The sequence below is a fragment of the Acinetobacter uliginosus genome (assembly GCF_044130295.1).
Classification (GTDB): Bacteria; Pseudomonadota; Gammaproteobacteria; order Pseudomonadales; family Moraxellaceae; genus Acinetobacter.
The window spans coordinates 18,481-32,589 of sequence record NZ_JBIQOC010000061.1 but is presented as its reverse complement, the minus strand read 5'-3'; the positions used below and the strand labels follow the sequence as shown (position 1 = coordinate 32,589).

The 14,109-nt window shown below is 42.0% G+C and carries 11 protein-coding genes; 3 read left to right on the top strand and 8 right to left on the bottom strand.

The features are described from left to right. Positions 1-194: 194 nt before the first annotated feature. The 7 genes from sohB to ACE01T_RS12085 all read right to left on the bottom strand — a co-directional run bounded on the left by sohB (position 195) and on the right by ACE01T_RS12085 (position 9,820). Entirely contained in the window at positions 195-1,157 is a 963-nt protein-coding gene (gene sohB / locus ACE01T_RS12115; RefSeq protein WP_180043277.1) for a protease SohB, read from the bottom strand. Between the two features lie 184 nt (positions 1,158-1,341). After that, positions 1,342-2,268, bottom strand: coding sequence for a phosphate ABC transporter ATP-binding protein PstB (pstB, locus tag ACE01T_RS12110; protein ID WP_086196108.1), 927 nt, complete (start codon positions 2,266-2,268; stop codon positions 1,342-1,344). Positions 2,269-2,281: 13 nt separating this feature from the next. Further along, positions 2,282-3,673: a phosphate ABC transporter permease PstA gene (pstA, locus tag ACE01T_RS12105; protein ID WP_086196109.1), complete on the bottom strand. Its 1,392-nt coding sequence runs from the start codon at positions 3,671-3,673 to the stop codon at positions 2,282-2,284. After that, positions 3,670-5,049 (bottom strand): phosphate ABC transporter permease subunit PstC, encoded by a 1,380-nt coding sequence (gene pstC, locus ACE01T_RS12100; protein WP_086196110.1) that lies wholly within the window; start codon positions 5,047-5,049, stop codon positions 3,670-3,672. The genes pstA and pstC overlap by 4 nt, the downstream gene beginning before the upstream one ends. Positions 5,050-5,148: 99 nt before the next feature. After that, positions 5,149-6,174 carry a substrate-binding domain-containing protein gene (locus ACE01T_RS12095; protein ID WP_166167009.1) on the bottom strand — a complete coding sequence of 342 codons (1,026 nt, stop codon included), beginning with the start codon at positions 6,172-6,174 and terminating at the stop codon, positions 5,149-5,151. Positions 6,175-6,910: 736 nt separating this feature from the next. Beyond that, a complete protein-coding gene (locus ACE01T_RS12090; protein ID WP_180044294.1) occupies positions 6,911-8,443 on the bottom strand; it encodes a pyridoxal phosphate-dependent decarboxylase family protein in 1,533 nt (510 codons plus the stop codon). A gap of 3 nt (positions 8,444-8,446) precedes the next feature. After that, positions 8,447-9,820, bottom strand: coding sequence for a diaminobutyrate--2-oxoglutarate transaminase (locus ACE01T_RS12085; protein WP_086196113.1), 1,374 nt, complete (start codon positions 9,818-9,820; stop codon positions 8,447-8,449). A gap of 477 nt (positions 9,821-10,297) precedes the next feature. Here ACE01T_RS12085 and ACE01T_RS12080 point away from each other — a divergent pair, with 477 nt between their 5' ends. The 3 genes from ACE01T_RS12080 to ACE01T_RS12070 all read left to right on the top strand — a co-directional run bounded on the left by ACE01T_RS12080 (position 10,298) and on the right by ACE01T_RS12070 (position 12,952). Next, the gene (locus tag ACE01T_RS12080) at positions 10,298-11,002 is read left to right on the top strand and encodes an SIMPL domain-containing protein (protein WP_166167018.1); all 705 of its coding nucleotides are present in this window, start codon (positions 10,298-10,300) and stop codon (positions 11,000-11,002) included. A 724-nt stretch (positions 11,003-11,726) separates the two neighbouring features. Continuing rightward, a complete protein-coding gene (locus tag ACE01T_RS12075) occupies positions 11,727-12,128 on the top strand; it encodes a hypothetical protein (RefSeq protein WP_180044298.1) in 402 nt (133 codons plus the stop codon). Positions 12,129-12,265: 137 nt separating this feature from the next. Further along, a complete protein-coding gene (locus ACE01T_RS12070; RefSeq protein WP_395519337.1) occupies positions 12,266-12,952 on the top strand; it encodes a hypothetical protein in 687 nt (228 codons plus the stop codon). Between the two features lie 11 nt (positions 12,953-12,963). On the opposite strand, the gene proB is transcribed toward ACE01T_RS12070, so the two are convergent. After that, a complete protein-coding gene (gene proB / locus ACE01T_RS12065; protein ID WP_086196117.1) occupies positions 12,964-14,097 on the bottom strand; it encodes a glutamate 5-kinase in 1,134 nt (377 codons plus the stop codon). Between the last annotated feature and the right edge of the window lie 12 nt (positions 14,098-14,109).

Here is a 14,109-nt window from a genome sequence, read left to right as displayed (position 1 = left end):
CTGGTGATTTGTAGTCATAAATTTTAGTCCCCACTTGTTTTTAAGTGGGGACTAAATTAAGGCTTATAGGATGAATTCATAAGGTGTGTTCAGCGGACGCTTACGGATCAAATTGAATCGGATATTAAGCTACAGTCAGTCAAAAAAATTGCGCTCATCAGAGCGCAATTTTAAAATCAGCAAACAGCTTTCAATTAAAGTTTAGGGTCACGCATTTGTAGCAAATTTGCATTGGCTTTACTCAATGATTCCATCACTTTATTCATCACTGCAGGGACTAGACCGTCAGCTATTTGCGCCGCTTGTAGACCCAGCTTTTCACCCAGTGTCGGTTTACGTCGAGTTTCAATCACAAAGACTTCATGTTGTGGCAATAAAGCAAGCAAATATTCATCTGAAGTTTGCAGCTTATCTACCAGATTCAATTCAAGCGCATCTTTTCCATACCAGTGCTCACCTGTTGCCACTTTTTCAACATTCAACTGCGGACGGTACTTTTCAACAAAATGCTTAAACAGCTCATGCGTCTGCTGTAACTCTTGTTCAAATTTGGCTTTACCTTCAGCGGTATTTTCACCAAACATGGTCACGGTACGTTTAAACTGACCTGCGGTATAAAGTTCAAAGTCAATGTGCTTTTCTTTCAGCAGACGGTTAAAGTTTGGTACCTGTGCAACCACACCAATGGAACCGACGACGGCAAATGGTGCAGATACAATTTCATTGGCAATACAGGCCATCATATAGCCGCCACTGGCTGCAACTTTATCGACACAAATCGTCAGGTTAAAACCGGCATCCCGCAAACGCACCAGCTGGGCAGCTGCCAGACCATAGCCGTGCACCATACCGCCTGGGCTTTCCAGACGCACCACAACACGATCACACCCTGCTTTTGCAGTGGCTAAAATCAGGGTAATTTCTTCACGCAAGTTTTCTACGGCAGAGGCTGCTGTGTCACCTTTGAAGTCAAGCACATAAATTTTTTGATTATTCTTTTTACGTAAACGCGCTTCTTTTGAAAGCTGTTGGGCAAGATGCAGTTGTTCCAATTTAGATGCAGTCGCTTGTGCAATTTTTTTTCGTTGTTCATTTACACGTGCGTTTAAATGGTTGATACGGATTTCAGCGGGTAATTTGGGATTGTGAAATAACATACAGATACAGACTCATTTAATTCATATTTATCTTGCATAAGATGTGGGCAATCACACAAAAATTCAATTTATATTTTGCAAATAATGATCATTAACCAAAAAGAAAACCAGTCTTTCTAACTTCAATACAACAATAGTGAAATAAAAAAGAGCCTTACGGCTCTTTTTAGAAATGGTGTTCAGATTAACCGAAGCGACCGGTAATATACGCTTCAGTCAATTGGTGATCTGGCTGAGTAAAGACTTTTTCAGTCGAATTGACTTCAATCAAGTCACCCAAATGGAAATAGGCAGTACGGTCAGATACACGTGCAGCCTGTTGCATCGAGTGCGTTACAATCGCAATGGTATATTGGGTTGAAAGTTCTGAAATCAGTTCTTCAATTTTAGCCGTTGCAATCGGGTCCAGCGCTGAACATGGCTCATCCATCAGAATCACTTCCGGACTCACCGCAATAGTACGCGCAATACATAAACGCTGCTGCTGACCACCTGAAAGACCTGTACCCGGCTGGTTTAAACGGTCTTTGACTTCATTCCACAGCCCCGCTTTATGCAGGCTATTTTCCACAATTTCTTCCAGGTCGTATTTATCACGCGCCAAACCATGCAGTTTAGGACCATACGCCACGTTATCAAAAATTGATTTCGGGAATGGGTTCGGTTTCTGGAACACCATACCAACCTGTGCACGCAGTAAAACCACGTCCAGATTCGGGTCATAGATATCCTGATTATCAAGCATCACCTTACCGGTCACGCGACAGGTATCAATGGTGTCGTTCATACGGTTTAAGGTACGCAGGAAAGTTGATTTACCACATCCCGATGGACCAATAAAGGCAATCACTTCATTTTCATAGATATTGATGTCAATACCTTTAATGGCTTCTGCTTCGCCATAGTAAACATGGACATCTGAAGTACTTATTTTAACATTCGATGTTTCATTTTCTTTTTTCGTTGAAGTATGAGTATCGAATTGAGAAACAAATGAAGTACCAGGATGTTTTTGATCGACTTCGGGAGCGATAAACTGTTTCTGTTCTGGATTCACGGATTCATCCTGTTCTAAGGAATTTGCTTGTGTCATAGCTGTTACAGTATTCATATATTGTCCTCACTTACCAGCGCACTTCAAGTTTCTTACGTAACCAGATGGCAAGGCTGTTCAAACCAACCATCAGCGCCAGTAAGACAATAATTGCGGCAGCAGTACGTCCTTCAAAGAAGTTACGTAATTCGTTACCCTGCCATAAGAAAATTTGTACCGGTAATGCAGTAGATTGATCGAGTGGTGTCGCTGGCACGCTTGCTACAAAAGCACTCATCCCAATCAGAAGTAAGGGTGCGGTTTCACCGAGGGCTTGTGCTACCCCAATAATGGCGCCGGTTAAAATGCCCGGAAGCGCCAAAGGCAGCACGTGATGAAATACCGTTTGTACACGGGAAGCACCCAGACCCAATGCCGCCTGACGAATGGATGGTGGTACTGCTTTCAGTGATGCACGTGTGGTAATAATCACGGTTGGCAAGGTCATCAGACTCAGTACCAGACCACCGACCAAGGGGGCAGAAAGGGGTAAATGCATCCAGCCAATAAAAATGGCAGCGCCGAGCAAACCAAAGACGATCGAAGGAACCGCTGCCAAGTTATTGATATTCACTTCAACAACATCTGTAATCCAATTTTTAGGCGCAAATTCTTCAAGATAAATCGCTGATGCCACACCAATCGGAATCGAGATAAAAATCACGATCAGCATCATGAACACTGAGCCCATGAATGCACCTGCAAGACCAGAAGTTGCAGGTGAACTGCGTGAGTCTGGATTGGTAAAGATATTGGTATTAAAGCTATTCTCAATCACACCTTTGGCTTTTAAATCATCGGCAAGCTGGCGAATTTCAGGACTAAGCTGTTGCTGGTCATCAGGTAAACTGCGATCAATATTACCTGCTAGCCATACATCGACATTGGCATCGGCCAGAATCTTGATCTCTTCTTTTTTGCCAATCAGCGTTGGATCAGCCATTACCATATCACGCAAGCGATAGGCCTCTGAACTGGTATACAAAGCGGATAAATCATCACGTTTTGAGGCAATTGAAGGATCTTTTGCAATCATGCCATTAACAATCAAGGCATCCCAATCCACCATGCCCATTTCGGTTTGCCAGGCAATGGTACGCTCTGCAAACTGGGCTGGAGATTCGCCGTCCTTCTGCGTAGGTTTTGCACCCACCTGAATGATGGCAGGATCGAAATAGACCGGTACAGAGAGACTGCTTTGCCAGAATGCAGGTAAGCCTTTCGCTAAAATACTTCCGAATAAAAGCACCACAAAGAACAAACCTGTCACAACTGCAGAAAAGCCTAAAATACGGAATGTCTTTTCTTTACGATGACGTTTGGCTAAAGAACTGGCAATTCTCTGTTTACGTTTTTCGCGTAATTCAGCTGCAGCTTGTGGGTCAAAGCTTTGCCCCATAGAAGATGTATTTGATGTACTCATTCGTATTGCTCGCGATATTTACGCACGATATACAGTGCAACAATGTTTAAACCTAACGTAATGACAAACAGCGTTAGACCTAATGCAAATGCCACCAAAGCTTGCGGGCTGGCAAAGTCGGTATCGCCGGTTAACTGGTTCACAATGGTAATAGTAACTGTAGATACGGCTTCTAGCGGATTGACATGCAATAATGGACTATTCCCTGCTGCCAGAACCACAATCATGGTTTCACCAATCGCACGTGATGCGGCAAGTAGGAATGCGCCAATAATCCCCGGCAGTGCAGCAGGCAGAACCACCTGACGAATGGTTTCAGACTTGGTTGCACCCAACCCTAAAGAACCATCGCGTAGTGCACGTGGCACCTGGGTAATAATGTCATCCGACAATGAAGATACAAACGGAATAATCATGATGCCCATGACAAAACCAGCAGTTAAGGCACTGGTTGCATTAATGTGTAGTCCAATGCTTTCGCCAAGCAACTTGAAGAATGGGCCAATCACCATCAATGCAAACACGCCATAAACAATGGTTGGAATACCGGCTAAAACTTCAATGGCAGGTTTTGCCCAGGCACGAAAACTTGAAGGTGCATATTCAGCCAGATAGATAGCAATCATCAGTCCAACAGGAACCGCAACCAATAAGGCGATTCCGCTCACCATCAGGGTTCCCCAGATTAATGGCAACAGGCCATAACTGCCTTCTGCATTTCCAGAAGTACTAAATCCAGGGTTCCATTCCGTACCAAAAAAGAAATCGATCGGACTGACAAAATGGAAAAAGCGCATGGCTTCGCTAAACATCGAAAGTACAATGCCGATGGTGGTTAAGATGGCCACACCGGAACATAGAGCCAAGCCCCAATTAATGATTTTTTCAACCTGGTTACGGGCACGATATTGCTGGGCAATGCGCTTTTTAGCCATCACCAGACCCGCCAAAGCGGCACAAATCACTAAAGCCAATTTAGCAAAAGAACTAATCGTTTCAATTTTCGCGAGTTGCTGTGCGGCTGCAATTTCATAGGCTGCGGCTTGATCACTCACACCAAAACCCGAAGCAATCGCTTTAACACGATCAATGAGCACTTCTATACCGGCACGATCCAATGTCGCTGCAACGTTTGCAGGGACATTATTTAACACCACATGGCGCAGAATGTTCGGTTCGACAATATTCCAAACCAGTAAAATTAAAAAAGCAGGGATACCACACCATAAAGCCACCAGTGCCCCGTAATAGCCAGGACGCGAGTGCAACTTTGCAGTGTTATTTCCCTTACCTGCTAGGTTACGGCTTTTTGATAACCCGATTTGATAGGCGATGGCAATTAATGCCAACAACACGCCCATAAGTAGCAGATTCATGTATTCTCCAGCATTTTTCAATTTTCATGCTTTGAAAAACTTGTCTATACAAAAAAGCCGAAGGTAGAAATTATTCTACCGTCAGCTCATTTATCCTAATTACTTAACCGCTTTACCGGCTTTCAAATTTGCAAGAACTTTGGCACGTTCTTTGTCTGACATAGAAATCAGACCAGCTTTTTCCAGTTTAGAGCCTTTACCTGAAACTTTCTTATTCAGGAAGTACTCAGAATACTGTTGTAAGCCTTTGATTGATTTAAGGTGCTCACCTTTTACGTAGAAGTACAATGGACGTGATACCGGGTAAGAACCATTTAGAATCGTTTTCTCTGATGGGGTCACATTATTCACTGTAGCTACACGTAATTTGTCACGGTTTTGGTCATAGAAACCTAAACCAAACACACCAACTGCACTTGGAGAAGTTTTTAAACGTGCAAGTGTTTCAGTATAATCACCAGAAATTTCAATGACTTTTCCGTCTTTACGGAAATTTGAACATGCTTTCTTCTGAGCATCTTTATCTAAGTTTTTGAAATATGCGTAAGATTCACAACCTGCTTCAACCATTTTTTCCTGGAACACTTCACGTGTACCGTGGTTAGAAGCTGGAATTACCAATGTGATTGGTTCATTTGGAAGTGCTTTGTCAATTTGATTCCAGCGTGTATACGGGTTTGGAACCAATTTGCCTTGTGAAGGCAACTGTGCAGCCAGTGCAGCAAATACATGTTGTGGACGTAATTTATAAGCTGCTTTCTTTGAGTTAGATGCGAATACAATACCGTCATAACCTACTTTAACTTCGATTACTTGGTTTACGCCAGCTTTTTTACATGCAGCCAATTCAGTATCTTTAATTTTACGAGATGCATTGGCGATGTCGATGGTATTATCACCTACACCCTGACAGAATTGTTTTAAACCGCCAGATGTACCACCAGAACCCACCACCGGTGCTTTAAATTGCGGGAAAGTATTACCAAATTCTTCTGCTACAATACTTGCGTATGGCAAAACAGTCGAAGAACCAGCGATCTGGATAGTATCACGAGCTGCATTTGCTGTTGTTGCTACAGCTGCCCCTGAAAGTGCTAAAGCAAGTGCGATGTGGTTTAAGCGCATTCTTTTCTCTCTTCAATAGATGCAATTTTGAAGTACGCTACTTTTTATAAAGTTTTGTACTTATTTCGATGATTGCATTTTGATTTTAGAATATGACAATCAAGTTACAGCTTTGTGACGCTTTTATGATAATTCATTTCTTTTGTAGGGTTTTTAAAAATATCTTTTAAATTCAATAACTAAAAACCAATCAAAAATATTATTCAAACATTGTTTTTGAGTACGAATTTGTAATATTTCTTAAATCTGTCATTTTCTCATGCCTTCTGTTTCTACTTGCAGGGTGTTTATTCTATGTACAGACCATAAAAATGTTCTGTTTCTGGATTTCTTTTCTATCTGTATCAGGCTTTCTCTGTCCCGTCTCAAAGTTACACTACTCTAATTTTTACCACCACTTGTCCAAATCTCTGAAATTCATAAACATGATTTTGTCATATAGTCAAAAATAAATAATGACAATGATATGACCATAAACATTAAAACAATTAAAAATTCTAATCCTGATTGACCCGCTCACATGGTCTTTAAAGAACATGACTGGGACTTGCTTGCAGAATACTGGTCTCTAAAAAGTTTTAGTCTGTAATTTACAGCTTGAATTTAAAGCAAAACTTTTCAACCACATCTCTTCCAATCAGATCAATATTGATACCTCATAAATCAAATGAGGTTGTACAATCTTAAATAAAAAAAAGGAGACCGTATGGCCTCCTCATTTCACACAGACAATCAATTAATCAATTGCAGGCGTATATGTACCATCCGCGATTGGACCTTTGATACGATCAGCCTCTGCAAGCACAAGGCCAAGCAGGTTCTTCACGTTATCTAAAGTCGCAACTGGACTAAGTGTAGTCATCTTCAAGGATTGAACCTGACCCACTTTAGTCACGCCAATATTCGCTTCACCGCGAGCAAACAGTTCATCCGCAACGTTCTGGTTCAATGTATCTAACAATTCAGCAGGATAGCCTGCTGGCACTACACGGAACAAGACCGAAGCAAATTGCGGTTCAACCAGAAGCTCTAAACCATCAGTCGCTTTAATATAATCAGCAACATCACGGGTCAGTTTCACGCCATGATCGATCATTGAACCGTAAAGCTCTTCACCCAATGCTTCAACCGTCATCCACAATTTCAATGCATCAAAGCGACGTGTTGTTTGCAGTGATTTAGACACCAGGTTTGGCACGCCATGTTCTTCATCATAAGCAGAGTTCAAGTACTCAGCCTCATAATGCATGAAACGGTAGTTGGCTTCGTCTTTTAACAAGAACGCGCCACACGAAATGGTCTGGAAATAATGCTTATGGAAATCGAGTGTCACGGAATCAGACAACTCAATACCATCGAGCATAGAACGATAGTCATTAGACAGAATCAGTGCACCACCCCAAGCTGCATCAATGTGCATCCACGCGCCATATTTGTTAGTGATTTCACGAATCTGTTTTAATGGATCAATCGCACCGGCATCAGTCGTACCTGCAGTTGCAACTACGCAAGCCACAATCTTGCCTTCAGCCTGAAGATGCGCCATGGTTTTTTCCAGTGCATCTACATCCATCTGTGCATTTTCATTTACAGGAACAGTGACTACAGACTGGAAGCCCATGCCCATCATCGCCATATTCTTTTGCACAGAGAAGTGTGCATTTTCAGAACAGATGACCTTGACATTACGCATCGCATCAGCAGGAATACCATCGCGCTGAACTGACCACGGATTGCCGTTTTCGTCTTTCCAGTTTTTCGCGATGCAGGCATCACGCGCAAGCAGCACACCCATCAGGTTCGACTGGGTACCGCCAGAGGTGAATACACCTGCCTGACCTGAGCCATAACCGACTTTTTGACGCAGCCAGTCAATCAACTGCACTTCCATCAATGAACCGGCAGGGCTTTGATCCCATGAGTCCATAGACTGGTTGGTTGCATTAATCAATACTTCTGCAATCTGGCTTGCCACCATGGTCGGGCAATGCAAATGTGCTAACGAGTGCGGATGATGAACTTTCAGGCTTTTGTTTAAGAAAAGCTCAACCATACGTTCAAGCGATTTGTGTAGACCCATGCCTTCTTTTGAAGGATGAAATGCAATTGCACTGCGTAGCTCTTTAATGCTGCCGCCGGTGTACATTTTGTCGTTTTGCAACCATGCAGAAACGGCTTTTACCGCTTCGTCCATTGCTGACTGATAGTCAGCAATGGAACCTGCATCATTGCAGAATAACGCTTTACGGTGTTCTGCAAAATCTACCATGCCTTATGCACCTCGAACTGCAACAAGCGCTTCAGCAATTGCTTTCTTAAAGCGGGCAATCACTTCAACACATTCGTCTTGGGTGATGATAAGCGGGCAAAGTAAACGAATCACAGTACCGTTACGACCACCTTTTTCTAACAACAGTTTGTTATCGAAACATGCAGCCTGGATTGCAGCAGCCAATTGAGAATCACCAGGGAATGAACCCATATGATCTGCTTTTTGACGTTCGTCAACGATTTCAATACCGATCATCAAACCACGGCCACGTACGTTACCGAGACATGGGAATTCCACTGCTAATTTTTTCAATTCAGCTTGTAAGAAATCGCCACGTTCTTGCGCATTTTGTGCAAGATTTTGTTCTTTGATGGTTTTGATGGTCGCAAGACCTGTACCCATCGCCAATTGGTTACCACGGAAAGTACCGGTGTGACCTGCTGGCTGCCAAGCATCAAATTTACGTTTAATACCCAGTACTGCAAGCGGCAAGCTACCACCCACAGCTTTAGACATTACGACCACGTCAGGTTCAATACCCGCATGTTCAAAGGCAAACATTTTGCCTGAACGTCCAAAGCCTGCTTGAACTTCGTCAAGAATCAACACGATATTGTGTTTTTCAGTCACTTCACGGATTTTCTTCAACCATTTAACCGGTGCAGTCACCACACCGCCTTCACCTTGAATCGCTTCAAGAATCACAGCTGCTGGCTTGGTTACACCGCTTTCTACATCTTCAATGAAGTTTTCGAAATAATAAGTCAAGGCATCAACACCCGCTTCACCGCCAATGCCTAATGGGCAACGGTATTCATGCGGATATGGCATAAACTGTACGCCTGGCATCAAGCCATTGACTGCATTCTTCGCAGACAGGTTACCTGTCATTGCCAAAGAACCGTGTGTCATACCGTGATAGCCACCTGAGAAGCTGATCACTGAGCTACGACCGGTATAAGTTTTTGCTAATTTAATTGCTGCTTCTGTACCGTCTGCACCAGACGGACCACAGAACTGTAGGCAATACTCTTCCTTCCCACCAGGGAGCTGTTCAAGTAATGCTTCAGTAAATGCATCTTTTAAAGGTGTCGTTAAATCTAAAGTATGTAATGGAAGACCGCTTGCTAGCGTATCTTGGATACTTTGAATTACCGCAGGATGATTATGGCCTAAAGCCAATGTTCCTGCCCCAGCTAAACAATCGAGGTACTCTGTACCTTCAACATCAGTAACCCAACAACCTAAGGCTTTTGCTATCGCTAACGGCAATTTACGTGGATAGCTACGAACATTGGATTCCATTTGGCTTTGGCGAGTCAAATAGTATTCGTTAGTAGACTTAGTGGCAGGATTTACAGAAGAAACGCTCATATCGAATTACCATCTCTGATATGGGTTGAAAGAAATAAGTCGGGTGACTTGTGGTCCTTTGACTCGGTGCTTTATAGAATCTAGTTTGACGACTTGATTTATACATCATAACTAAACGGCGGATGATACAGAATTTTTCAATAAAATAAACAAGTTTTATGACTTTATCTGCCCAAAACCGATCAAAAAAATATATCAAGCCAATTCTTAGATTGAATTATCATCTTACAGTGTGACAGACTAAAGAAAACCTTATTTTTATACTTTTTTTATGCAACAGATTAAATGAACGTAACCGTTCAAGTTAAATCAAGTTAAGTAATTAATTTTTAAATATTTTATTTGCAAGCCATTTTTTTATAAGATTGATCAAACCATTTACAATCTTGACACAAAGTCTACAAAAAATCCTCATGAAGTAGCGATACCATGTTTATTAAAGGCTGAACTTTTCTTTACAAAAAATAGGTAAAAATAATGCGATATTTAACTCTCTCTTCTCTGGTACTTACTAGCCTACTTTCAACAGCTACCTTTGCGCAGCCAACAGAGCAGCTGAATTATAATTTAGTCAATGTCCAGGCTGAAGCCACTCGCCAGATTTCCAATGATGAAATGTATGCGGTTTTATATATTGAAAGAAGCAAGAAGCAGCCAGCTGAACTTTCAGCCCTCATTACACAACTCATGAACCAGGCCATAGCAGCGTCGAAAAAATACCCGCAAGTGAAAGTTGAAACGGGTACACAGAGCACTTATCCGGTGTATGACAATGACAGCCAGAAATTGAAAGAATGGCGTGGCCGAGCTGAAATTCGCCTAAAAAGTACCGATTTTAAAGCCGTCAGCCAGTTAATCAGCGAATTACAACAAAACTTCCAAACCCAGTCGATCAACTTTACCGTTTCCGATGCACAACGTAAAAAAGTGGAAAATGAATTGATGGTGGAAGCATCGAAAAACTTTCAGCAACGCGCACAAATGTTGACTTCGGCATGGAATAAATCAGGCTATCAATTGGTTAACCTCAACCTGAATACCAATAACTATTACCCTCAACCGGTAATGATGCGTGCCAATATGGCGAAATTTGCAGGTGCTGAGGCCGCTGATGCACAAAATGTTGAGGCCGGTGAATCAAAAATTACCGTTAATGCCAATGGTTCAATTCAGTTTAAATAATTAAATAGACTTCTTTCATAAATCACTTTTCAATTACCACAAGTCGTTCTTAAAGCCAAAATCAAAAATAGGCTTTAGCAAATATTGGAGTCATGAGTGTGGCATGGATGCCACACGTTTCCCATCACGACAAGGATGTCGTGTATGGGAAACAAAAGGTTTTTGTCTACTTTTGACCTTTCAAAAGTAGAGCTAATGCCTACGCAAAGGTATAAATATTTAGACAATTAAATGAGGCAATGCTGATTTTAAAAATCAAATATTGAATATTTTTGGCTTATGCAAGTTCTCTAATGAGGATTTAAATAAAAACCGTGTAAATACACGGTTTTTTAATGAACTAAAGAGGCGATTTACAACAATATAATGACAATTTTTTTAAGAGTTTCAGTCTATTTTCTTGTAAAATATATAACATTCCTCTGCTTTCATCCCTTCCGACTCTTGCATGTCCATCAAAGTTTAAATCTTGATTTGCTTAGCATTCTTAACGTGCCTGAACACGTGTCTCCTGTGATGATACATATTGAAAAGCTAATTTCATACATTCAGGAAAAGCTTTCAATTTTGGATGATGTGAATATTGCATACAGAAGTGTTCGCCAAATTAGTGGATTTTTATTATATTCATTAAGCAGATCATTTTGTTTGATCTCAAACACATAGCATCAGCATCATAAAATAAACAGGCTATTTCAATATGGCCAGTATATTGGGGTTAAACGTGAATCAAGCGATCCTAGATGACAAATTCTTATCGAATCACCTTTTATATAAGCTATTAGAACAGGCCACTGACGAAGAAAAATTACAACTCACCCGAATTGTCATGAACGATCGTGATAAAGCTCCTTATTCTTATACTCACCCCCTGCATGTCGATAAACTTTTTGATGAAATCACCTGCTCGGGTGGTAACTCCTTTGCAAATGTCTGTCGAGGTCAAGGCAATAGTTATCTTGATATGCTGGATGATGTCGCCAAGACCATTTTAAAGAAAAAGCCTTTTACCCGTTATGAGCAAATAGAGCACTACGATAAATCAGAGTGCTATGATGACCATATTCAAGAATTCGCACTTCAGATTTATTTAAAAAAAATAATATCAAGTTTAGCAATGACATAGAAGGATTCCGAGAAAAAATCCAGACCAAAACAGAGCTTAGAAAAACCCCTGAAAAATATCAAACCTATTTACCTCAGGTAAAACGCACATTAGAAATCTTCCTAAACAAACATGCTAGAACCATTGAAGAGCAGATTGTGTATAAGCTACTTGATATCAGCTATAGCAAGATGAGCGATATAGAAAAACAGCAGTTTGATCAGGCTGTTCAGAACATTGCCCTAGAAAAAGGTTTAACAAATAAAAAATTAGCGCGTGGTGTTGCAGGTCTCATTGTTTTGGGTGAAATAGGCGGATTTACTACCTATATGCTGATGAGCATTTTTCTCTCCAAGATTGGTTTAGGTGTGTTCGGATTTGGAGTCTTTACCGGTGCATCGACCTTATTAGGTATTGTGCTTGGCCCAGTCGGGTGGGCAGCGATTGCAACATGGGTGTTATGGGGGTTTACTTCACCCAATAAAACAAAAATATCCAAAATTGTCGCGACGATTGCCCTGATTCGTTTACGTTTACATGATGAAGAAACAGAACGGCGAGCTGCCAAAAAAGCACAAGCAGCTTTGGCTAAAATAGGGACAGCTAAATTATGGGCAGCCTTGAGTAACGAATCTAACTCATCTAACCTATTGGCATCTAAGCTAGACATAGCAACAGCAGTACCTAAACGTTCAAGTATAATGAACAAAAGTGCTCTTACATTTTTACGTCCACAAAATCCGCAACAAGCGTATTTAGATATTCATCGCAAGAAAAAAGAATCGCTATTGAAATCGCTACTTCTAATTCATAAAAAATCCCGCTTTAAAGCGGGATTTTTTTGAATCTATAAAACTTAGTAAATCGCCATATGATTGCGATGGATCATCTCTAGCGAACGTGCTTCACCTAACACCTGATGCACTTTATCAGAGGCCAAGCCTTTGACAATTTCCGCAGAACGCGAACTGAAGTTGACGCGACCAACAGCAATGCGATGACCCTCTTGGTCTACACACTCCACCACATCACCACGCTCAAAGTGACCTTCCACCGCTTTTACCCCTACAGGTAACAAGCTGCGGTGATTGTCTTTAATCGCTTTTACTGCACCATCATCAAGAACCAAACGACCAGCCGTTTGTAGATGTGCCGCCAACCATTGCTGATGTGCGGTAATACGGTCATTATCCGTGATAAACAAGGTTCCTAACAACTCACCCGACATTAAACGCGCCAAGACATTGTCACTTTCACCGCTGGCAATCAGGGTTGGACAACCTGATTTTGCCGCCAGACGCGCAGCACGGACTTTGGTCAGCATACCGCCACGACCAAATTTACCGCCACCACCGGCCATATCAAACAGGCTTTCATCCAAAGCACGCACGGTATGGAACAGTTTGGCATTCGGATTAGAACGTGGGTCGGAGTCAAACATGCCTTGCTGATCGGTCAGGATAATCAGCAAATCTGCATGCACCTGACCTGCCACCATAGCGGCCAAGGTATCATTATCACCAAAGCGGATTTCATCAGTCGATACCGTGTCATTTTCATTGATCACCGGAATCACACGCCAGTCAATCAGGTTCTGTAAGGCATCACATGAATTGAGATAGCGACGGCGGTCTGCCAGGTCATCGTGAGTCAATAAAACCTGCGCCGTTTGAATGGAATGATTTTCCAGAACACTCGACCAGGTTTGAATCAGCCCCATTTGACCTATGGCAGCACAAGCCTGAAGACTGGGTAGATCGGTGGGTCGATTCTCAAGTTTCATTCGCACCATACCTTCAGCCACAGCACCGGAAGACACCAGAATAATCTCATGTCCTGCATTGTGCAGATCTGCAATCTGTTTCGCCCAATGCGAAATTGCATCCAGATCTAACCCTGTTCCGTTTGCTGTGAGTAAAGATGATCCGATTTTAACAACGATTCGTTTACAAGCCTTGAGCTGACGTTGCCCATCTACCACTTCTATCATCTTGTCCTCAGT